Source organism: Pseudomonas sp. V98_8 (assembly GCF_029967975.1).
In the GTDB taxonomy this organism is placed as follows: Bacteria; Pseudomonadota; Gammaproteobacteria; order Pseudomonadales; family Pseudomonadaceae; genus Aquipseudomonas; species Aquipseudomonas umsongensis.
Genome location: NZ_JASCAE010000045.1, coordinates 32,780 through 53,256 on the forward strand (window position 1 = coordinate 32,780; position 20,477 = coordinate 53,256).

General features: G+C 58.1%; 19 protein-coding genes. 8 read left to right on the forward strand and 11 right to left on the reverse strand.

Annotated elements, in window-relative coordinates; translation table 11 throughout:
• Window positions 1-114 precede the first annotated feature (114 nt).
• Window positions 115-1,020, forward strand: coding sequence for a cation transporter (locus tag QLG10_RS14240; protein WP_110753952.1), 906 nt, complete (start codon window positions 115-117; stop codon window positions 1,018-1,020).
• A 74-nt stretch (window positions 1,021-1,094) separates the two neighbouring features.
• Here the strand turns inward: QLG10_RS14240 and QLG10_RS14245 are convergent, their stop codons facing one another.
• The 7 genes from QLG10_RS14245 to QLG10_RS14275 form a co-directional block, all read right to left on the reverse strand.
• A complete protein-coding gene (locus tag QLG10_RS14245; protein ID WP_282487564.1) occupies window positions 1,095-2,228 on the reverse strand; it encodes an AGE family epimerase/isomerase in 1,134 nt (377 codons plus the stop codon).
• Between the two features lie 156 nt (window positions 2,229-2,384).
• Window positions 2,385-2,957 carry a HupE/UreJ family protein gene (locus QLG10_RS14250; protein WP_110753293.1) on the reverse strand — a complete coding sequence of 191 codons (573 nt, stop codon included), beginning with the start codon at window positions 2,955-2,957 and terminating at the stop codon, window positions 2,385-2,387.
• 29 nt (window positions 2,958-2,986) lie between these two features.
• Window positions 2,987-3,601, reverse strand: a complete 615-nt coding sequence (gene ureG, locus QLG10_RS14255; RefSeq protein WP_008058937.1) for an urease accessory protein UreG — start codon at window positions 3,599-3,601, stop codon at window positions 2,987-2,989.
• A gap of 23 nt (window positions 3,602-3,624) precedes the next feature.
• Window positions 3,625-4,299: an urease accessory protein UreF gene (locus tag QLG10_RS14260; RefSeq protein ID WP_110753292.1), complete on the reverse strand. Its 675-nt coding sequence runs from the start codon at window positions 4,297-4,299 to the stop codon at window positions 3,625-3,627.
• On the reverse strand, window positions 4,296-4,796 hold the full coding sequence (ureE, locus tag QLG10_RS14265; RefSeq protein ID WP_282487566.1) for an urease accessory protein UreE: 501 nt from the start codon (window positions 4,794-4,796) through the stop codon (window positions 4,296-4,298). The genes QLG10_RS14260 and ureE overlap by 4 nt, the downstream gene beginning before the upstream one ends.
• 223 nt (window positions 4,797-5,019) lie before the next feature.
• Window positions 5,020-5,652: a TetR family transcriptional regulator gene (locus QLG10_RS14270; RefSeq protein WP_020797609.1), complete on the reverse strand. Its 633-nt coding sequence runs from the start codon at window positions 5,650-5,652 to the stop codon at window positions 5,020-5,022.
• A gap of 172 nt (window positions 5,653-5,824) precedes the next feature.
• On the reverse strand, window positions 5,825-6,241 hold the full coding sequence (locus QLG10_RS14275; RefSeq protein ID WP_020797608.1) for a hypothetical protein: 417 nt from the start codon (window positions 6,239-6,241) through the stop codon (window positions 5,825-5,827).
• 376 nt (window positions 6,242-6,617) lie between these two features.
• On the opposite strand from QLG10_RS14275, the gene QLG10_RS14280 reads away from it, so the two are divergent.
• On the forward strand, window positions 6,618-8,687 hold the full coding sequence (locus QLG10_RS14280) for an AsmA family protein (protein ID WP_248678257.1): 2,070 nt from the start codon (window positions 6,618-6,620) through the stop codon (window positions 8,685-8,687).
• A gap of 76 nt (window positions 8,688-8,763) precedes the next feature.
• On the opposite strand, the gene QLG10_RS14285 is transcribed toward QLG10_RS14280, so the two are convergent.
• The 3 genes from QLG10_RS14285 to QLG10_RS14295 all read right to left on the reverse strand — a co-directional run bounded on the left by QLG10_RS14285 (window position 8,764) and on the right by QLG10_RS14295 (window position 11,469).
• Window positions 8,764-9,471, reverse strand: coding sequence for a hypothetical protein (locus tag QLG10_RS14285; protein WP_282487567.1), 708 nt, complete (start codon window positions 9,469-9,471; stop codon window positions 8,764-8,766).
• 79 nt (window positions 9,472-9,550) lie between these two features.
• Window positions 9,551-10,330, reverse strand: a complete 780-nt coding sequence (locus tag QLG10_RS14290) for a hypothetical protein (RefSeq protein WP_110753287.1) — start codon at window positions 10,328-10,330, stop codon at window positions 9,551-9,553.
• A gap of 230 nt (window positions 10,331-10,560) precedes the next feature.
• Entirely contained in the window at window positions 10,561-11,469 is a 909-nt protein-coding gene (locus QLG10_RS14295; RefSeq protein ID WP_282487568.1) for a LysR substrate-binding domain-containing protein, read from the reverse strand.
• Between the two features lie 120 nt (window positions 11,470-11,589).
• On the opposite strand from QLG10_RS14295, the gene QLG10_RS14300 reads away from it, so the two are divergent.
• The 3 genes from QLG10_RS14300 to QLG10_RS14310 all read left to right on the forward strand — a co-directional run bounded on the left by QLG10_RS14300 (window position 11,590) and on the right by QLG10_RS14310 (window position 13,532).
• Window positions 11,590-12,228: an NAD(P)H-dependent oxidoreductase gene (locus QLG10_RS14300; protein ID WP_282487569.1), complete on the forward strand. Its 639-nt coding sequence runs from the start codon at window positions 11,590-11,592 to the stop codon at window positions 12,226-12,228.
• Window positions 12,229-12,534, forward strand: a complete 306-nt coding sequence (locus QLG10_RS14305; RefSeq protein ID WP_110753284.1) for a multidrug efflux SMR transporter — start codon at window positions 12,229-12,231, stop codon at window positions 12,532-12,534. It begins immediately after the preceding gene.
• Window positions 12,535-12,641: 107 nt separating this feature from the next.
• Window positions 12,642-13,532 (forward strand): triacylglycerol lipase, encoded by an 891-nt coding sequence (locus QLG10_RS14310; RefSeq protein WP_110753283.1) that lies wholly within the window; start codon window positions 12,642-12,644, stop codon window positions 13,530-13,532.
• Between the two features lie 6 nt (window positions 13,533-13,538).
• Here QLG10_RS14310 and QLG10_RS14315 read toward each other — a convergent pair whose 3' ends face one another.
• Complete coding sequence (locus tag QLG10_RS14315; RefSeq protein ID WP_282487570.1) at window positions 13,539-14,426, reverse strand: DMT family transporter; 888 nt, start codon at window positions 14,424-14,426, stop codon at window positions 13,539-13,541.
• 95 nt (window positions 14,427-14,521) lie between these two features.
• Here QLG10_RS14315 and QLG10_RS14320 point away from each other — a divergent pair, with 95 nt between their 5' ends.
• The 3 genes from QLG10_RS14320 to QLG10_RS14330 all read left to right on the forward strand — a co-directional run bounded on the left by QLG10_RS14320 (window position 14,522) and on the right by QLG10_RS14330 (window position 20,331).
• Window positions 14,522-15,304 carry a helix-turn-helix transcriptional regulator gene (locus tag QLG10_RS14320; RefSeq protein WP_282487571.1) on the forward strand — a complete coding sequence of 261 codons (783 nt, stop codon included), beginning with the start codon at window positions 14,522-14,524 and terminating at the stop codon, window positions 15,302-15,304.
• Between the two features lie 205 nt (window positions 15,305-15,509).
• The gene (locus tag QLG10_RS14325) at window positions 15,510-19,937 is read left to right on the forward strand and encodes a DUF6543 domain-containing protein (protein WP_282487572.1); all 4,428 of its coding nucleotides are present in this window, start codon (window positions 15,510-15,512) and stop codon (window positions 19,935-19,937) included.
• Window positions 19,938-20,022: 85 nt separating this feature from the next.
• Window positions 20,023-20,331 carry a PsiF family protein gene (locus QLG10_RS14330; protein ID WP_110753279.1) on the forward strand — a complete coding sequence of 103 codons (309 nt, stop codon included), beginning with the start codon at window positions 20,023-20,025 and terminating at the stop codon, window positions 20,329-20,331.
• Window positions 20,332-20,477: the final 146 nt, after the last annotated feature.

Below are 20,477 nucleotides of genomic sequence, written 5' to 3' on the forward strand. Positions count from 1 at the left end.
GTGGGAGCGAGCCTGCTCGCGAAGGGGCCGGAACTGACAACGCCGGACATCAGCTAGACTCCTCACCCAACAACCTCGCCGCGCCCTGCGGTTCAAGGTTTTCGAGGAGACCATGTGAGCAATCGAGGCGAGCAGGCGCTGCTCAAGCAATCGACCTTCCTGATGCTGGTGGTGACATTCGCCGGGATCATCACCGGGTTTGCCTCGGGTGCCCAATCCATCCTGTTCGATGGATTCTTTTCGCTGGTAGCAACCTTCATCAAGGTCCTGATGCTGATCACCGCCAGGCTGATCGCCAAGGAAAGCAATCAACGCTTCCAGTTCGGCTCCTGGCACCTGGAACCCATGGTGCTGGTGATCGAAGGCAGTTTCCTGTTGCTGGTCGCCATTTATGCCTTTCTCAACGGCGTGTTCGGCATCATCAGTGGTGGACGCGAGGTCGAGCTTGGCTTGGTGATCTTCTATGCGGCGGTATTCACCGTCGTCGAGCTCATTTATTTTTTCTACGTCCGCCATCGCAATCGCACGCTCAAGTCATCGCTGATCCAGTTCGACAACATCAGTTGGCTGGTGGACGCGATGCTCTCGGCCGGCCTGTTGGTGAGCTTTCTTATTGCGCTCCTGCTAAAGACCCAGGGCTACGAAAAATGGGCGTTGTATGTCGACCCGATGATTCTGATTCTGCTGGCCCTGGGCATGCTCCCTCCGGCGTTCAAGATCATCGGCCCGGCGTTACGCGATGTGCTGGGAATCGCCCCGGATCAACTGGATGACAAGGTGCGCCAGGTGATGGAAGAGGCGAAGACCGAGCATGGTTTCGACGACTATGTTTCCTACGTGCAGAAGCACGGTCGGGCGTGTTTTATCGAAATTCACATCGTGTTGCCGACAAATTATCCGCTGCGCAGCGTGGCGCAACTGGATGCGCTACGAGAGGAAATCTCCGCGAAGCTCGGCAAGCCTGATGCGGCGAGGTGGCTGACCATCAGTTTTACCGGGGATCGCAAGTGGATTGCGTGAAACCCGGTGAATTCTTCGCAAGGTAGGTGCGAGCGGTGCGGCGACCTGACTTGCCCGCGAAAGCGACCGTTCAGTCAACCAAGATACGCCGCCAACCCGCGATAACAGGTCGCCAAGTGATAGGGCGTAGTTGACGGCATGTCCCGTCGGCTCACTTCACCGTGTTCGTCACGGCATTCGTACCAGCCGCCCGGGTGCAGCGAGCGCTGCTGCAACGCCTGCAATTGGCGCAGCACCGAAGCCTCACTGCCCGGACGCAGGGTCAAGGCGCGCAGGTATTCGGCCTGGGCCCAGATCCGTTGAGTCGCGTCCCGTGAGCCGCCATCCGGACCCAGGTCCAGCATGGCCCGCACGGCACCGGTGTGTGGGTCGACGCCCATTTGTTCGGTGAAGGCAAAAGCGCGATCCAGTGAAGCATGTAGTGGTGAGCCACGCAGCAGATCGGACGACTCGAGCAGGAAATACCACTCGAACTGATGCCCGGGTTCGAACCAGTTATCCACAGCACCCAGCGGTTTTTCCATCAACACGCCGTGCTGCGGCTCGATAAACCGCAGCTGCATCCCTGTGCATAAGTCCACGAGCGCCTGTTGCACAGCGAGGTCTTCACGCACCGACAACGTGGCAAGAAAGGCTTCAGCCAGGTGCATCAACGGATTTTGCAGCGGTCCGCTGTTCAACGATGACCAGTCACGATCGAGGCTCGCTTCGTAGAGGCCGTCGCCGCTGGCGAAACGTTGCGCGATCACTTCCAGGGCCGCGTTGAGCACCGATTCCACCAGCGGCTCGCGGACTTTGTCCCAGTAATGGGCGCAGGCGAACAGAATGAATGCGTGGGTGTAGAGGTCTTTACGCTGATCCAGTGGCGCGCCCTGCGAGTCGATGCTGTAGAACCAGCCGCCATGCTCGGCATCGTGGAAGTGCCGCTGCAAGGAACGGAACAGCGCTGCCGCGCGCTCTTGAGCGCCTGGCACCTGGCCGATCAGGCTGGCAAACAGATACAGCTGCCGCGCGCAGGCCATGGCCCGGTAGCGTTGTGGAGGCAACGGGTGGTGCTCGGCGTCCAGCGCCTCATAGGGCAGCGCCAACTCGGCATTCCAGCCGGGACCTTGCCATAGCGGCACGATCACGTCCTGGAAGTGCTGTTGCACCGAGGCAAACAGGGCGGTCAGTTCAGGCAGGGAGGCGGAGCGGGAAACAGGCGGCATTGGCTGGCGTCGTCACGGCAGGGTTGATTGCGCGACATGTTAGCAGGCCTTAGAGCTGCGTTGTCTCTCAGGCTCGCTCCCACAATGAAACTGTGTACGCAGGGCAAATGTGGGAGCGAGCCTGCTCGCGAAGACGCCATCACGGGCAATAGAGATTTAGCTTGCCAACAACCACACTCCGGTCGCCGCCGAAGCCGCCCCCGCTAGTCGAACCAGCGGAGCAGCAACTCGCGGCAACACCCGCACCACCGCATAACCTGCGGCATGTAATGCTGCTGTTGCCACTATGAAACCAGCGGCATACGTCCAAGGGCTCGTCATGTCCGGCAACTCCAGGCCATGGGCCACACCATGGAACAGCGCAAACAACGCCGTTGCGGCCATTGCCAGGCTCAAAGGTGGACGCACCGCCAAGGCCACCGCCAGGCCCAGCGCCAACACAGACGCGGCAATGCCACCTTCCAGCGCCGGCAGTTCCAGTCCTTCAAAACCCAGCAGCCCGCCGATCAGCAGGGTGACAACGAAGGTGCACGGCAGCGCCCAACGCGCAGTGCCTTTGTGCTGAGCCGCCCACAGGCCGACCGCGAGCATTGCCAGCAGATGATCGAGTCCACCGAGCGGGTGGCTGATGCCCGCGACCAAGCCATTGTCCCCGTGCCCTGGGTGGGCCAACGCAATGGCCGGTGTCAACAGCAGGGTCATGGCGCCCAGAATGCGTTTCAGTGTCATGCAGTAGCTTCCTTGTTGATAAGTCATGCTCAGGCTGCCGTCAGCAGTCCCTGGCGTTCGATGAAAGCGATGATCGCGTCCAGGCCCTGGCCGGTTTTCTGGTTGCTGAACACGAACGGCTTGCCGTTGCGCATACGCGTGGTATCGCTGTCCATCAGCGTCAGCGAAGCGCCCACCAGGGGGGCCAGGTCAATTTTGTTGATCACCAGCAGATCGGACTTGCAGATTCCCGGCCCGCCTTTGCGCGGCAGCTTGTCGCCAGCGGACACGTCGATCACGTAGATGGTCAGGTCGGACAGCTCCGGGCTGAAGGTGGCCGAGAGATTGTCGCCACCGGACTCCACCAGGATCAGGTCCAGCCCCGGAAAACGGCGGTTCAATTGATCCACGGCTTCAAGATTGATCGAGGCATCCTCGCGGATCGCCGTGTGCGGGCAACCACCGGTTTCCACGCCGATGATGCGTTCCGGCGCCAGCGCTTCGTTGCGCACCAGGAAATCAGCGTCTTCGCGGGTATAGATGTCGTTGGTCACCACCGCCAGGTTGTAGCGTTCGCGCAGGGCCAGGCACAGGGCCAGCGTCAGGGCGGTTTTACCGGAACCGACCGGGCCGCCGATACCGACGCGCAAGGGTTGTGTGTTCATGTGATTCTCCAAAATAACAGGCCCTAGGAACGGAACAGACGGCTGTACTGGCGCTCGTGGGCCATGCACGCCAGGGACAGGCCAAACGCGGCGCTGCCAAAATGTTCGGGAGTGGTTCGGGTGGCATCCTGCTGGGCCTGCTGCAGCAGCGGCAGCAGTTCACTGGTCAAGCGCTGCGCAGCCTGCTGGCCCAGTGGCAGGGTTTTCATCAGTACCGCCAGTTGGTTTTCCAGCCAGCTCCAGAGCCACGCGGCCAGTGCGTCCTGCGGGCTGATCTGCCAGGCGCGCGCGGCCAGCGCCCAGCCCAGGGCCAGGTGCGGTTCGGGTCGTTGTGCAAGGAAAGCGCGGGCCGCTGAGTCGAGTTCAGGCAGGCCATTGAGCAGTTGCTGCAAGGAGTAGCCCATTTGCCGGCTTTCCTGATGCAGTTCGCGGGTTTCCCGGCTGGCACGGTGTTCTTCGCAGCGCTGCAGCAGTTCGCTCCAGTTTTCCTCACTCGCCGCCACGCAATGGGCAAGCAGCAGCGGCGCCTCGAAGCGGGCGAGATTGAGCAGCAACTGATCGCTTATCCAGCACCGCGCGCTGTCGGGATCGTGCACTTGGCCGTTGTCCACCGCCATTTCCAGGCCTTGGGAATAGCTGTAGCCGCCAATCGGCAATTGCGGACTGGCCAGGCGCAGCAGGGCCCATGCAGGGTTCATGGGCGCACGCCGAACTGATGCAGTTTTGGCGGGTAGTTGAAATCTTCGTCGCCGTGGCGGGAGTGGTGGTGACCGCCGCCGTAGGCGCCGTGTTCAGGTTGAAAGGCCGCTTCGATGGGTTCGGCTTGCGCGCCAAGTTGTTCGAGCATGGCCTTGAGCACATAGTCGTCGAGCAGGCGCAACCAGCCGTCGCCCACTTGCAGGGCAACATGGCGATTACCCAGGTGATAGGCGGCACGGGTCAATTCGTAGGCATTGGCGCAGGTGACGTGCAGCAATTGCTCGGGGCGGGCACAGACGCGCACCACGCGGCCGTCTTCGGCTTGCAGACATTCGCCGTCATACAAAGGCGGTTGACCGCGCTCCAAAAACAAACCGACGTCCTCACCTTCGGCACTGAAACAGCGCAAGCGGCTTTTGCTCCGGGCCTCGAAGTTCAGGTGCAACTCGGCGGCCCAGTCGGGTTGAGGGTCGATTCTGCGATGAATCACCAGCATCGGAAAGCTTCCAGCAGTGGACAATACTCAGGCTAGAGCAAGGGGCTTGCCAATCTGGGAGCGTGTAGGAAATACCTGTAGGCAGCGTAGGAAAAGTTTCGAGGTGCTCAGGATTTTGACTGAAATTGGTGCGCAGCTTTTTCAAGCTGCACCAATTTGCGGCGAACAGGGCATGGCGGCGCGGCCCGTGAGGAGCTGCCGACGACTGCGATCTTTTTAAGCGTTACTCGGTACTTCCAAGCCCCTGCCAATGTTTGAGGCCGATAAAGATGAACCGCAGCTGCTGGGTGATCTTTGCTTGCGGCGTCAAATGTTCAGGAAGCGCGTCGGCTGGCGGGTCGATGATGTCCGGCAAAGTGGCGAACACGCTCTTGACGATCAGGTCGGCCATGACGCTCAAGCCGGCCATGTCCAGGTGTTGCAGTTTCGGCATCAAGGACAGGTCGGCAGCCAGGTCCGAACTGATGTTCTCGCGCAAGCGACCAATGGCCAGTCGTACCGGCAACGAGCCGCCGTACTGTTCTCTGGCGAGGAACAGGAATTGCGAACGATTGGCCGACACCACATCGAGAAATATCCGCACGGACGCGTCGATAATGCCGCCCATGACAAACTCGTTGTGCCGCACCAGGCGAATGGTTTCACGGAAGGTCTGGCCGACCTCGCTCACCAGCACCAGGCCGAGTTCATCCATGTCGGCGAAATGCCGATAGAAGCCGGTGGGGACGATTCCAGCGGTTTTTGCGACTTCACGCAGGCTCAGGCTGCCAAATCCTCGGCCGCCCTCCATCAAGTGGCGGGCCGCGTCCATCAAGGCGTTGCGGGTTTGTTGTTTCTGTTCGGCGCGGGGCAGCATCGCAATGACGTTTTCTGAAAAGGACTGCGGCGCACTCTAGCAAATCGGCTTTGCCGGCGTCGAACGACATAGGCGGGATCTGGCGGGGCGGTGCGACTTCTACAAAAGGCAATGACCAGAAAATCAAAAGCCCAATCTGTTGATTGGGCTTTTTTTCAAGGCCGCCATGGGCTTAGCTCATAGCGCTGTTGCGTTCGATGACACGGTCACCACCGCCTTCAGCAATGGTTTGACCTGGAGTGCGGTCGGAACCGTCAGCGGCAACCGTTTGACCTTGTGGAGTCTGGTCGTAGCCGTCTTCAGCGATCAGGCCTTTTTCTCTCAGGCGATCGTTACCACCTTCGGCGACAGTTTGCCCTGGGGTGCGGTCGGAGCCATCAGCGGCGATGGTTTGACCCGGAGTGCGGTCGGAGCCATCAGCAGCGACGGTTTGACCTGGGGTACGGTCGGAGCCATCAGCGGCAACGGTTTGGCTGAACACCGAGTGAGTGTCTTTCACTTGCGGAGTGGCCTGGTCAGCGGCCGGCAGCGCAAAAGCGGTGCTGGCCAGCATTGAAAGTGTGAGGCTAAGCAGAAGTTGGCGTTTCATGATGGGTGCTCCGTAGGAGTGCGATAAATTGGGTACGAAGGCAATGCTACTCTTGATAAGTCGATATAAAAGTTCATAAACGCAATGTTAATAATCAACGGAATTGATTGTTCTCTACAGCCCTTCTAAACCGGGCCTTTGCGGCGCACCGAGGTGGGTATTTTCGACTCAACCGCGCCACGCAAAAGTGCGGCCCCGGTAACGCTGTCCGGGAGGAGGGGCGCCATGTTCAATCGCCAACGGCGGCAAAATCGGATTTTCAATTAAACCTGCGGGCCATTTGCCAGTCGTAGATTCCATGACGGGCCGGTTCTGGCCCCGCGTTTCCACTGAGCATCGCGATCGTGACGCTCAGTCGTATCAGGAGCTCTGTGCAATGACGCGCACTCGTAAAATTCTCGCCTGGATCGTGACCAGCCTTGTTGTCCTGCTGGCCGTGCTGGTGCTGGTCATCGTGTTCTTCGACTGGAACCGGATCAAACCGTCCCTCAATGCCAAAGTATCCGAAGAACTGCACCGCCCATTCGCGATCAACGGCAATCTGGCGGTGGTTTGGCAGCGCGAGCGCGACGAGGGTGGCTGGCGTGCCTGGGTGCCCTGGCCGCATGTGGTGGCCGAGGATCTGAGCCTGGGCAACCCGGACTGGTCGAAGGCGCCGCAGATGGCCAGCCTCAAGCGCGTCGAATTGCGCATTTCGCCGCTGGCCTTGTTGGCGCAGCGTGTGGTAATCCCGCGCATCGACCTCACCGAACCCAACGCCGCGTTGCAGCGCCTGGCCGACGGTCGTGCCAACTGGACCTTCAAGTTCGACCCGAAAGACCCGAACGCCGAGCCTTCGTCCTGGGTAGTGGAAATCGGGGCGATCGGCTTCGACAAAGGACATGTCACTCTTGACGACCAGAACCTGAAGACCCAACTGGACCTGCTGATCGACCCCTTGGGCAAGCCGATTCCCTTCAGCGAAATCGTTGGCGACAAAACGGCGAAAACAGCCTCCGGGCAGGGCAGTGCGCCGCAGGATTACGCGTTTGCACTAAAGGTCAAAGGCCAGTACCACGCTCAGAAACTCACGGGACAAGGCAAAATCGGTGGGCTGCTGGCGCTGCAGGACGCGGCTCGGCCGTTTCCGCTGCAGGCGCAAGCGAAGATCGGCGACACCAGCGTGGAGTTGGCCGGCACGCTGACCGATCCGATGAATCTGGGCGCCCTGGATCTACGCCTGAAACTGGCTGGCACCAGCCTGGGCAACCTCTATCCCCTGACCGGCGTGACCCTGCCGGATACGCCGCCGTATGCCACCGACGGCCATCTGATTGCCAAGCTGCATGAGCCGGGCGGTGCGGTATTTCGTTATGAAGCGTTCAACGGTACGATCGGCTCGAGCGACATCCATGGCAGCCTGGCTTACGTCGCCGGCCAGCCCCGCCCTAAACTCAGCGGGTCGCTGCTATCCAATCAATTGCTGTTCGCCGACCTGGCCCCATTGATTGGTGCCGACTCCAACGCCAAGCAAAAAGCCCGCGGCGGCGAGAGCAAGCAGCCGGCGGACAAGGTACTGCCGGTCGAGGAGTTCAAGACCGATCGCTGGCGCGATATGGATGCGGATGTCGAATTCACTGGAAAGCGCATCGTTCATAGCGAAAAGTTGCCGTTCAACGACCTCTACACCCACCTGGTGCTCACCGATGGCGTGCTCAGTCTCGAACCGTTGCGCTTCGGCGTGGCCGGCGGCAAGCTGGATGCACAGATTCGCCTCAACGGGCGCACCGAACCGCTGGAAGGGCAGGCGAAACTGACCGCTCGGGGTTTCAAGCTCAAGCAGTTGTTCCCGACCTTCGAACCGATGAAAACCAGCTTCGGCGAACTCAATGGCGATGCCGACATCACCGGGCGCGGCAATTCGGTGGCCAAGTTGCTGGGCAGCGCCAACGGCAGGTTGAAAATGCTGATCAACGACGGCGCCATCAGTCGCGAGCTGATGGAACTGGCGGGCCTGAACGTGGGCAACTATGTGGTCGGCAAGATATTTGGCGACAAGGAAGTGAAAATCAACTGCGCCGCTGCCGACTTCGATATCAAGGCCGGCCTGGCCACTACGCAACTGTTCGTCTTCGATACCGAGAACGCGATCGTCTACATCGATGGCACGGCGAACATGGCCACCGAGCAACTGGACCTGACTATCACGCCGGAATCCAAGGGCTGGCGGTTGATCTCGCTGCGTTCGCCGCTGTATGTGCGGGGTAAATTCATCAAGCCAGACGCCGGGGTGAAAGCCGTCCCCTTGATGTTGCGTGGGGCCGGAATGGTTGCGCTCGGTGTGATTGCGGCGCCGGCGGCGGGGCTGTTGGCGCTGGTGGCGCCGAGCGGGGGAGAGCCGAACCAGTGCGCGCCGTTACTGGAGCAGATGAAGGCGGGCAAGGCCCCCAAGACGGTAAAGAACTGAGTTGACGCTGAAATTGCTCTAATCGCTCACGATTCGGACTTCGGGAGCGATTAGAACAACGGGTTGTTCCACTCTTTCAATTCGCGCTGGGTGAAGCGTTGAAATGAAACAAGTCGGTTTGCAATTTGTTGCCCAATTTGTTGATGAGGGGCTCTCTGAACTGACTGTATTGACGTTCATCCAGTGAACTGCGTAACAGACGAATATTACTGTTCCCATTCTTGATTGTCGTGAGTACAGGTTGATTCAAAATGTCAGTTGTAATTTCCTCTCCGGCCTCGAAGGAGATTTGCACGGTCAACAAGGTTTTATTGCTACGCACGATGGTCAACAAGACTGCAGTTGAGACGAGTTGGTCTTTGCTGTCAGCGTCTTTAATATGACAGGTACTATCGTAAGCGTTGGCCTGAAGCCTGGCGATGAGAGCCTCAATCGCCGAGGCGTTTGCCGGGAGTGTTTCCAAATCAGAAAAGAAGCTGAGCAGCGCTTGCTCTTCCTTTTCCGAGAGAGCGTTTCCCGTGCATTCAATGACGATGCTGGACAAACGTGCGGCACGGAAATCAAGATGCCGAACTTCCCGGCTGTTGAGGGTCCAGCCAAACCTGTTCAGGATTTGAGTGTATGTTTGCCACCACGCCTCCTGGTCCTTGCCTGCCCTTGTCGCCAAGAGACTCGCGTACAGCGTGGAGTGCAAGATATCGTTTTTAAAACTGTCAGAGTGCATGCCGCAGAATAAAATTATGTTGCCGTTGCTCAGATAAGCGTCAAGGTTATTTTTGTTCATGGTGAATTCTGCTGAGAGGATAGCGCGCGAATAGATGTTTAAATCGGCAGTGTATTGCCGATTTAAACATCATGAAATATTAAAAGTCCGGAAGGTCAATAATGTATTTTTTTCCTGCCTCGGTGAATTTGTCATACAGCGAGTCACTCAGGCGGGAGAAAACCTTTCTGTCCAGATAGGCGCGCGTCGCGCCTGATTTAATGGAGGTGGACTGACTCGTCGATTTCCAGAACAGAATGCCCCGGGTGCTTTCCTGTGCGTTCATGGACACGTAGTTAAGGACCATGTTCGGCTGCCCGCTAGCGTCCAGGAAGACGGGAGCAATTTCGAATTTGTTCGTTTTGCCGGTATCTTTATTACTATTGAAGATCTCTATTGTCCGTTGGCCTTTCTTCACCTCTACCAGCGCTTTTTGTGCGACATATGCCAGTGTGGACGCGGCTTGTGGACCCAGCAAGCCTGCTACGATCTCCACGGCAATCTGGTCCATCGTGAGGCCGATTCTTTTGATAGTGACATCCTTTAATTGCTTGTTTTGAATGACCCAGCCCAGTTTGCTCAAACCATCAACATAATATTTATACCAATCCGAAAGTTGCTCCTCCTTAGGGTATTTCTTGGAGGCAGCATTCTGCATGACTAGCTTGCAGAGGTTGACATCGTCAATAATCTCTGTGGATATACCAGGGAAAAACGTATTAATTGTATCCGGCATGACGCTTGCGGTTGGTTTGCTTTCATCATGTTTGACCGCGCCTTGCTCATTTTCAAGGTTGGCGAAGGACCGTGTTATCAGGGTTGGCAGGGGTGCGAGGGGGGCCAGGGATTCGATGAATTCGAGCCGCTCTTCAATGTACATAAGTATTCCTTTACTTGGGTTATATAAGCAACCGATGGGTTGTAGTTGTTATAATAGTTGCGTCCTTGGCGAAGTCTATCGACTCATTGTAACTTCTGGTTTTTGAGGGTGGACTAAAACGGTGGTGCTGAAAGGAAGGCGCTATATTTCCAGCTTTTGTGTGAGGCTGTTTGTATTAGGTGCTGCAAACTATGAAGTTCTTGGTAATTTGCAACAGCGCTTGACGTTACTTACGACAAGGCATATCCGGATACCATTGCCTCTTCCCGCAACCACGCAAAAAACGCCCGGACTGGCGGATGTCGCTCACGCCCCGGCACGCACAGGGCGCTGTAACCGGCGCCGTCCACCTGCACGTCGCCCCGATAAGGCAAAAGCAACCCACTGGCGACACTTTCCGACACCAGAATATTGCTCGCCAGCACCAGCCCCTGACCGGCAATCGCCGCTTGCAGGGCGTAATGCTCTTCATCGTATTCGCGCACGATGGGCTGGCCCGCCAGCCAGTTTTCGCCGGACTGTGCACACCAGGCCTCCCAGCCATGGGCGTAGAGTTTGGAATTATGCCAGTGCACGCTGATCAGCGTGGGCGTGGGCGTGTGCCGGGCAGCGAGGGCCACTTGCTCGGGCGAGCCGTAAACGCCGAAAGACTCGTCGAACAGGCAAAGGCCGTACAGGTTCGGATAGTCATCGAGGCTGTAGCGCACCACCAGGTCGACACTGGCGTCCTGATGCAAATCGATGACCTCGCAATGGGTGTCCAGGCGCAGGCTGATGTTGGGGTGTCGGGCATAGAAACGCCCCAGACGCGGCACCAGCCACAAGGCGGCAAAGGCGGCGGTGGTGGAGATCGTCAGGCTCGTGCCGCTGCGATGGGGGCGCAGGGTGTCGACGCTTTGCGCCACTTCCAGGAAGGCGCCATGCAGGCTGTGGAACAAACGCTCGCCGCCTTCGGTCAGTCGTACCTGGCGTGGCAGCCGCTCGAACAGTTGCACGCCGAGCCAGGTTTCCAGCGAGCGGATCTGATGGGACACCGCCGTCGGAGTGACTGACAGTTCTTCAGCGGCGGCCTTGAAACTCAACAGGCGTGAGGCGGATTCAAATGCGCGCAGGGCGGTTAATGGCAACGAGGCAAACATGCAATCTCCATGGATGAAATGGATTCATCCAGACTGATTTTTGTTCAGTTGATCGGGTGCGGCTGTAAGCGCCAAGCTGCGAGCCACATGCAGTTTGAGTTTAATCCCAAGGAGAGTCAGATGAGTACAGTTCTTGCGATTCATGCCAGTCCACGGGGTGATCGTTCGCACTCCCGGCGTTTGGCGGAAGTCTTTCTATCGGCCTGGCAGGCCCGTCACCCCCAATCGAAACTGACCCGCCGCGAAGTCGGCCGAGCGTTGATTCCACCGGTCAACGAGGCGTTCGTGGCCGCCGCGTTCTACCCCGAACCCGACGCGCGTCCCTTGTCGATGCAAGCGGACCTGGCGCTTAGCGATACGCTGGTCGAGGAGTTGCTCGGGCACGACGTGCTGGTGATTTCCACGCCCATGCACAATTTCAGCGTGCCCAGCGGCCTGAAAGCCTGGATCGACCAGATCGTGCGGCTGGGGCTGACCTTCAATCACACCCTGGATAACGGTATCGCGCAGTATGAGCCATTGGTGCAGGGCAAAAAGGCCTTGATCGTGACCAGTCGCGGCGGATTTGGCTTTGGCCCGGGCGGCGAGCTGGAGGCGATGAACCATGCAGATACGCTTCTACGCACGGCGTTGGGTTTCATCGGCATCACCGATGTCACCGTGATCGCTGCCGAAGGCGAGGAGTCCGAGGCGCGCACGTTCGAAGTCTCTGCCGCCGAAGCGGAGCAGCGCTTGCTGGCCCTGGCCAGGGAGTTCTAGATGGCCTGGCTGTTTTTGCTGATCGCCGCCGGGTTCGAAGTCACCTTCGCCATGGGCATGAAGTACGCCGAGGGCTTCACCCGGCCCTGGCCATCGCTGATGACTGTTGTGGCGGCAGTGGGCGGGATTTATTTCCTGACCCTGGCCATGCGCGAATTGCCGGTGAGCATCGCCTACCCGATCTGGACCGCCATCGGTTCGCTGGGCACGGTGTTTCTCGGCTTTGTCTTGCTGGGTGAGAGCCTGACAGCGGTCAAACTGCTGTCGGTCGGGCTGATCGTGGCCGGCGTGGTGGGGCTGAAGTAGGGCGGATGACCTAGACTGGTCGTCGGTTTGTCATGTTCGCTGGCGAAGCTTGGCGGAAGTCTTGCAATCGCCAGGCGTCACCTCACCGATCACAAGGATGTTCGCCCATGTCGCAAGATTCGGCCACGCGTTACCCGCTGGTGCTGGTCCCGGGAATGCTCGGGTTTATCCGTTTGGTGTTCTATCCGTATTGGTACGGGATCGCCGAGGCTTTGCGCCAGGGTGGTGCGGTGGTGTTTGCGGTGCAGGTCTCGCCGCTCAATTCCAGCGAAGTGTGCGGCGAGCAATTGTTGGCGCGCATTGAAGAGATTCTGCGTGAGACCGGAGCTGAAAAGGTAAATTTGCTAGGGCACAGCCAGGGCTCGTTGACCGCGCGCTACGCGGCAGCCAAACGCCCGGATCTGGTCGCCTCGGTGACCTCGGTGGCCGGGCCTAATCATGGTTCGGAACTGGCCGACTATCTGCACAAACAGTATCCCCATGACAGCGTCGGAGGGCGTCTGGTGATCTTTCTGGTACGGTGCGTTGCAACGCTGATGAGCCTGCTGGAGACCGGCTATCGCGGACCGAAGTTGCCGGTGGATATCCTTGCGTCCCATCATTCGCTCACTACTGCAGGCGTGGCACGGTTCAATCAACGTTTTCCACAGGGGCTGCCAGATACCTGGGGCGGGCACGGACCGGAAGAGGTGAACGGTGTGCGTTACTACTCCTGGTCCGGCACTTTGCAGCCGGGCAAGACCAATCGTGGGCTTAACCTGTTCGATGGCACCAACCGCAGTTGCCGGTTGTTTGCCAAAACCTTCGTACGCGAGGCCGGGCATTGCGACGGGATGGTCGGGCGTTACAGCTCGCACCTCGGGACCGTGATTGGCGACGAGTACCCGCTGGACCACTTCGACATCGTCAACCAGTCGTTGGGGCTGGTGGGCAAGGGGGCAGAGCCGATCCGGCTGTTTGTCGAACATGCGGCCCGCTTGAAAGCCGCCGGGGTCTAGACCACGTCAGGCCACACTGGCCTTACAACCCAATACCGTCGTCCAGCGCTCGGAGAGAATCACCCCGCCCAGCGTCAACATCCCGCCCACCAGGTGGTACAGCGCCAACTGCTCATGCAGCACCACCGCTGCAATGAGCGCGGTAATCAGCGGCAGCAAATTGAAGAACAGCGTGGTCCGGCTGGGTCCCAGACGCACCACGGCTTGCATCCACGCCAGCGGTGCGACCATCGAGGCCAGCAAGCAGGCGTAAAGCACCAGGGGAATATTGTGCAGGGTCGGGCCGATTTTCGGTGAGGCGAGAAACATCGGAAACAACACCACCACCGCGACCAGTACCTGCAAATACAGCAACACCAATGGCGGCAAGCGCAGCTGCCATTTTTTCAGCAACGTGCTGTAGATCGCGTAGGCCAGGGTGGCGATCAGCATCATCGCGTCCCCCAGGTTCACCCCATGTTCCAGCAGCACACCCAGGCTGCCGGACGAGACGACCACCAACACGCCGGCAAACGACAACACCGCCCCCGCCAGTGCGCCGATGGTCAGGCGCTGGCCAAGGCTGATGATCGCCATGGCCAGCGACATCAGCGGCATCAATGACAGGATGATGCCCATGTTGGTCGCGGAGGTCAGGCTGGCGGCGAAGTACGCCAGGCTTTGGTACACCGCCATGCCGAGCACGCCGAGGACAAAGATCTTGCCCAGGTTCGGGCGAATCGAGGGCCAGTGGGCAATGACAGGTTTGAGCATGAAGGGCGTGAACAGCAAGCCGGCCAGCAGCCAGCGGTAGAAACCGATCTCGGCAGGGTAAATCGCCCCGGCCGACATTTTGGTGATCACGGTATTGCCGGCCCAGATGAAAATGGCCAGCAGGGGATAAGCGTATTGCATGGGAAAAACCAGAACGTTGATGGGGGGGCATTATCCTCTGTCTGGCTAACTGCCTATACTTCAATCCAGACAACCTGCCCCTCATGACGGACAGCATGAACAGTAAACCCATCGATCTACTGGATTTCAGTGAGCTGCCTGCCCCGGTGTATTTCCGCTACGCCGACTTTGATGCTCATCGCTACGCCTCGGCTCACCGTCATCCTTGGGGCACCCTGGAGTATTCGGCCCATGGCGTACTGCGCATGGACATCGGCGGCAGCCGCTTCATGTCACCGCCACAATACGCGATATGGGTGCCGCCGCAGACCGAGCACAGTTTCTACAGTCATCAGCCGATCAACTACCGTGCGGTCTGCCTGGCTGCGCCGGTATGCCGTGATCTGCCGGCGCAAGCCTGCACGCTGGCGATAAGCGACATTCTCAAAGCGATCCTCAAAGACTTTGCCGCTCGCGATGTAAAGATCCCCGAGCATGAAGCCGACAAACGCCTGGCCCAAGTGTTGGTGGATCAACTTCGACAGGCGCCGGTGCATGAGCGCTACTTGCCGTACGCCAGCAGTCCTGGCTTGCACGGCATTCTGGAGGCCTTGCAGGCAGGGCCGGGAGACAACCGGCCATTAGCGCATTGGGCCGCGACCATCCATGTCAGCGAACGCACCCTGGCGCGGCAATTCATCCGGGAGTTGGGCATGAGTTTTGGCGAGTGGCGGCAGCGGTTACGATTTCTGGCGTCGATCGAAGCGCTGGACAGCCACCGCAGCATTCAGGAAATCGCATTCGACATGGGTTACAGCACCGGCTCGGCATTTATCGCAATGTTTCAACGCCAGGCAGGTTGCACGCCGGAACATTATCGCAGGCACCGGGGGTTTTGATGGTCGGGACGGTGGTTTTACGTGAAGGTTATGCATGTAAGTTTTCCAGGTATTTCTGCGTGATCAACCAATCGTAGTTGTTTGCTGGTACGGACTTACTTGCGGGGCGTTACACATGTTTTGTCTGAAATGTACGCCATGAAGCTTTTTGGTCTCGCGGTATGCTCCAGCCTGAATTGACTAGATCGTAATGGAGTGATCAGGCATGGAGCATTCAGTTCTGGTTCGCGAGCAGGCAGAACCCATCAGGCAAGAAAAAAGTATCCATCATGATTTTATAAAAAGGGCTGTGCCAACATGGGTGGCCGGCGCTTCGTTGAAAAGAGTGAGTGCGCTGAAGCTGGGTCTTTGCGGTATTCCTCAGTGGAGCAAGGACGCGCCTGCGGTATTACACAGCAGTTTGAAAAATTCCATGACAACAAGCTGGCATGCGCAAAATGATGTCGACCGCATGCTGGCGCAATTGCAGGATGTTTACGAGTTTGCCGAGCCGTTGCTGATTCAGGCCTTGAAAACACAATACGGAATTGATGTCGATGTCAGGCGTACATATCTGAAGTTGTTCGCTCCGACAAGTGTGCCCCTGTGGGCGACCAGCGTTGTGCGGGGAGCCGGCTCTCGCACGGTCTCAATGCTGGATGCGGCTTTGCATAACTTTGCACATCATGAAGTGCTGCTTCCTGACTCGCAGTTTATTTCAAAGCCGGATGAGCTGGGTCGTTTCGAAATACTGAATATCAGAAACAGGATGTCTATTGAGCAGTTCAAGACCCTGAGTCGGGAACTGGATCTTGGCGCGCAATACCAAAAACATCTCGAACAGTATTTGCGCCCCACCGATGGCCTGGCCCAAGGGGTGTTGCAGCACAAAATCATCAAGAGCCAGAAGGCCGCGCTGAACGCCGCCACCGACCTGGCCTTGATGCGCAAAGATATTTCAGCCCACGGCTATCGGGTGGTCAAGGGCATGCTTGAAGGGCTTCAAGGCATGAAGCTGCAAGGCCTGCCGGTTCGTTACTATCACCTGACGGTGCTGGACACCCGCATGCACGGCATCGTGCTGATCGCCGGTGATCTGGATGCGCCCGTTGTCGGGAGGCGACTCATTACCTATGTACCTCACGACCCTGAGCATCCATTGAAAGAATATGCGTCGATGCAAGAGTTCGTGCTTGAGCTGACCCGCCAGTTGCGCGACGCCAGCTCGACCCCTACGCGTGATGGCCTTCCCTCCAAACGCAGTTACCAGGAATTTTTCAGCCGCTTCGTTGCTCATCAGCAACGCGGACATTTCTTTGCCGAGCTCAACAGTCGCCTCGTCGAGATCAGGCAGCATGAAAAGGAATGGGGCGTGGATCGGCCCGTCTGGCGTGAAACTGCGGTGGAAAACCCGCGCCTTCATCTTGGTACGCTGAAATTTCAGGACGATACCGAAACCCGCTTCAATGGCGACCTGTGGGTGTATCTCTACCAGGTGCAGCAAAACAAAATCCTCAACGACGCACGGGAGATGGTGATTTCCACTGCCGATGCCGATCGAATAGAGCGTCAAGCCTGGTTCGATAACCTGACAAAGATGCTGGCCGATATCTTCAACGCCGCGTTGCTGGTGGTGACGCCGTTCGTGCCATTTCTGGGCGAAGTCATGATGGCCTACATGGTCTATCAGCTGGCAAGCGAAGTGATTGAAGGCGTCGTCGATCTGGCTGAGGGGATTTATCTGGAAGGCGCCGAGCACTTGATAGGCTTCGTTGAAAGTCTGATCCAGCTGGGTACGTTCGGTGCCGGTATGAACCTTGTTTCAGAGGTGGCGCTGCCCAAGCTCTCATCATTCATCGAAGGGGCCAAGCCTGTCACTTTGGCCAACGGTGACAAGCGGCTGTGGGGACAGAACCTTGAACCCTATCAGCGCAATCCGGCGTTGTCCGCCGATTCAAAGCCTGACGAACACTGGCTGCATCGGCACGAAGGCAAGTCAATTCTCAATCTCGATACGCGCTACTTCGAACTCAAGAAAGACCCGAAGACCGGCAAGCATCGAGTGCAGCACCCAACCCGGCCGGACGCCTATCAACCCATGGTCGAGAGTAATGGAGAAGGTGCCTTCGTCATCGAGGGTGAGCAGCCTCACTTGTGGGATGACCATACCTTGATGGCCCGACTCGGCCAGCCAATGGCAAAGTTGATCGACGCGTTCGATGACATTCGCACGGTGAGTCGCTGCGATGTCAATGCGATCCGTCGAATGTATGTCGACAAGGAGCGCGCTTTACCTTTGTTGAGCGATACGGTGACGCGTTTCCAGATCGACCAGGATATCCAGGCATTTATCCGACAGATTGGCAGTGATCATCCGCAGGATTATTTACAGGCCGACCCTGCCTTTCAGTTTGAGCTGCTGGACGGCCTGTGGCCCGGCTCGGCAATCGAACTGACAGGGGCCGATGGCGAAGTTCTGAGGGTTATAGGTCAGGCCGACGCTGCACCCGTAACGATACGAAAGGATCGCTTGATCGAAGGTGACTTGCTTAAAACGCTGTTATCCCATCTTGATCAGGCTGATACAAAATTGCTGATGGGCCAGGCCCCAGGCGCATCGGAATCTACCATCGACGCGAATGCCCGACAGTTGAGGCTTGAACTGGCGAAACAGGCAAAAAACAGGCAAACATCGCTATTCGACGTACGTTACCGTCAGCTCGAAAAGGCCCGAAGCGCCAAGAGTGACTCGGTTAGAAATATCCAGGACCGAGTGCCAGGTCTGCCGGGCACCGTTGCGCAAGAGTTACTGGCGATTGCCACTGACTCGGAATTGCGGGATATCGCGCAAGCAAAGCTGTCCGACAGACTTGAAAACCTCGCGCAATGGGCTCTTCGGGATGTGCGCAGCGCCCGTGCTTATGAAGGGTTGTATCTGGATTCGGTCGACAATCCCGATACCCGCAGGCTGGTCTTGCACTCACTGGAAAACCTCCCCGGCTGGAATCCCGATGTGCAAATAGATGTTTGCCGGTTCGATTTTGGGGGAGCCTTGCTCGACAGCATCGGCAAGGAAAGCGCCACGATTCGACGCACCCTCGTCGAGCGCGAAGACTTGACCTTCCAGGCTTATGACGATGAAGGCAACCTGTTGGGCACTGCTGCAGACTTCTACTCGTCGATTTTGCAAGCGCTTCCGAATGCCGAGCGCAACGCCCTGAACATGGGCGTAGGACAAGGGCGGCAACTGAAAGAGGCAATTGGCAACCGGGCACTCAAGCCGTATCGACTAAGCCAGATACTTTCAGAGCTGCCCGTTCTTGCCCCATCCACTTTCGACCCCCGGGTCATGCGCCTGCGTGGCGGCGCTCCGACTGGAGAAGGCGAGGCCGCCACGTTGCAGGAGGTCGCGGATCTGTATCCGGAACTCGTCGTGGGAGCCTTTCATCCTTCCGTTTCGGCGTTCGACAGGTATGACTACTTGCGTGGCTTGAAGCTGATGCACGACACCTTTCCTGATGAATACTTTCATTCATTGTGGCAGGCGTTATTCGAGGCCAACACAGCCGGGGACGCACAAGCCAATGCCAACGTGGTGCAGAGCATCGAAGCCTTGCCGGACCTGGAAAAGCTGATGACGGACGAGCAATTCACGCCATTGATCGAGCAGATGTTCACCCGGGAGGGCCTGATCCCGCTGCAAGAATCCAGGCGCAACCTGGCCATGAATGCGAGAAATCTGGAGCGCACCGGACGGGCCGACGAGTATCAGGCGCTGTTGCGTTCGGTTCAGCAAAGCGCGCAAGCGCTAACCCCGAAACTGGCGGACTTGCGAAGCTATGGCAACCAACTGTCGAAAAACGTAGCGACGTCCGACGAACCGATCCAGGTTTCGCCGCGAACCATGGGCGACTTGAAGTTGGCGCAACAGGCTATCTGCCGCGCCAAGGAGCTCATCCCATTATCCGGCAACCAATTGCCGAGCATGTGGGAGAAGGGTGGTTCGGCAATAGCGAAGATCAAGGGGCTGCGGGAGATGAACCTGCAGGAAGGCGGTTTCACCGCGAAGCTGACTGTCGCTGAAGCCGCGCGTAAAGCCATTGAGATCAAGGGCGGTAATTGCTCGGAAAACTCCAAGGTGACGTTTTCGATACTTGCCAGCCAGCCCCGGACCTCCAGTATTCACATCGTCAAGGCCACCGAGCTTGACCATCAATATGTGGTCATTGGCGATGACTTGAGCAATCCCGAAGCACTGGTCGTCGCCGATTCCTGGCCGGAATTCCCTTCGGCGCATCTGGCCAGCAAGGGCTGCTTCGAGTTTGAAATGCCGCCAATGCAGACACTGGAGCCCGGTCCGGCCATCGCCGAATACGCGTTTGTCAATGACATCCCGCCCGGTCCGACGCCGTTACCCGCTGTTTCCGAGCCGAACACGTTCAGGCAGATAAAAATCAACAAGCTCTATAAAACAGGAGCCTTTGCCCAGTGGACGTCAGTGAATGAGTTGGGCCTGACCTACCGTGTCGAAGGCGGTACTCCGGTTTCGTTCGAGCGGTTGCCCGCGTCGGTAATCGAAAATCGGGTTGATGCTTACAACCGCTACTTGAACGCATTCAAAGGTCTTCTGCCTGAGCAGGCGGACGCTGATTGAGCACTGGCGGGTGAAGGTGTAACAGCTCTTGTCTACACTGGCCTTGAGGCCGCGCCGCTCGGGGCGGCAACAAGGAGCAAACGCCATGAAGATGTTGCGAGTCCCTTTGTTGATGATCGGTTTGCTGTTGTGTTCCCAAGGCTTCGCCGCCACTGAACAACAGAACAAGATGACCAGCTGTAACGCCGACGCTACCGCCAAAAGCCTCAAGGGCGATGAGCGCAAGGCCTTCATGAGCAATTGCCTCAAGGCGACTCCGGCAGCCAATGATGCCGGCAAGGTCTTGACGCCTCAGCAGGAGAAAATGAAAACCTGCAATGCCGATGCGGCAACCAAGGCCCTCAAGGGCGATGAGCGCAAGGCGTTCATGAGCGATTGCCTGAAGAAAAAATAGACACTCCCCTGTAGAAGCAAGGTTTGCCGGAAACGTACGACGTGATCTGGCAGGCAGGATGCCTTCGCCGGTGAACCAGTCCTGGGTTTGCCTCGACGCGGGTCCATACAGGTATGCACAATCCCTAGTGCTGCCATCGGATCGCT

Coding starts and splice junctions, on each gene's coding strand:
- QLG10_RS14245 (WP_282487564.1), bottom strand. CDS start 2,228: ATGCCGCCTGTTTCCCGCTCCGCCTCCCTGCCTGAACTGACCGCCCTG.
- QLG10_RS14250 (WP_110753293.1), bottom strand. CDS start 2,957: ATGACACTGAAACGCATTCTGGGCGCCATGACCCTGCTGTTGACACCG.
- ureG (WP_008058937.1), bottom strand. CDS start 3,601: ATGAACACACAACCCTTGCGCGTCGGTATCGGCGGCCCGGTCGGTTCC.
- QLG10_RS14260 (WP_110753292.1), bottom strand. CDS start 4,299: ATGAACCCTGCATGGGCCCTGCTGCGCCTGGCCAGTCCGCAATTGCCG.
- ureE (WP_282487566.1), bottom strand. CDS start 4,796: ATGCTGGTGATTCATCGCAGAATCGACCCTCAACCCGACTGGGCCGCC.
- QLG10_RS14270 (WP_020797609.1), bottom strand. CDS start 5,652: ATGCTGCCCCGCGCCGAACAGAAACAACAAACCCGCAACGCCTTGATG.
- QLG10_RS14275 (WP_020797608.1), bottom strand. CDS start 6,241: ATGAAACGCCAACTTCTGCTTAGCCTCACACTTTCAATGCTGGCCAGC.
- QLG10_RS14280 (WP_248678257.1), top strand. CDS start 6,618: ATGACGCGCACTCGTAAAATTCTCGCCTGGATCGTGACCAGCCTTGTT.
- QLG10_RS14285 (WP_282487567.1), bottom strand. CDS start 9,471: ATGAACAAAAATAACCTTGACGCTTATCTGAGCAACGGCAACATAATT.
- QLG10_RS14290 (WP_110753287.1), bottom strand. CDS start 10,330: ATGTACATTGAAGAGCGGCTCGAATTCATCGAATCCCTGGCCCCCCTC.
- QLG10_RS14295 (WP_282487568.1), bottom strand. CDS start 11,469: ATGTTTGCCTCGTTGCCATTAACCGCCCTGCGCGCATTTGAATCCGCC.
- QLG10_RS14300 (WP_282487569.1), top strand. CDS start 11,590: ATGAGTACAGTTCTTGCGATTCATGCCAGTCCACGGGGTGATCGTTCG.
- QLG10_RS14305 (WP_110753284.1), top strand. CDS start 12,229: ATGGCCTGGCTGTTTTTGCTGATCGCCGCCGGGTTCGAAGTCACCTTC.
- QLG10_RS14310 (WP_110753283.1), top strand. CDS start 12,642: ATGTCGCAAGATTCGGCCACGCGTTACCCGCTGGTGCTGGTCCCGGGA.
- QLG10_RS14315 (WP_282487570.1), bottom strand. CDS start 14,426: ATGCAATACGCTTATCCCCTGCTGGCCATTTTCATCTGGGCCGGCAAT.
- QLG10_RS14320 (WP_282487571.1), top strand. CDS start 14,522: ATGAACAGTAAACCCATCGATCTACTGGATTTCAGTGAGCTGCCTGCC.
- QLG10_RS14325 (WP_282487572.1), top strand. CDS start 15,510: ATGGAGCATTCAGTTCTGGTTCGCGAGCAGGCAGAACCCATCAGGCAA.
- QLG10_RS14330 (WP_110753279.1), top strand. CDS start 20,023: ATGAAGATGTTGCGAGTCCCTTTGTTGATGATCGGTTTGCTGTTGTGT.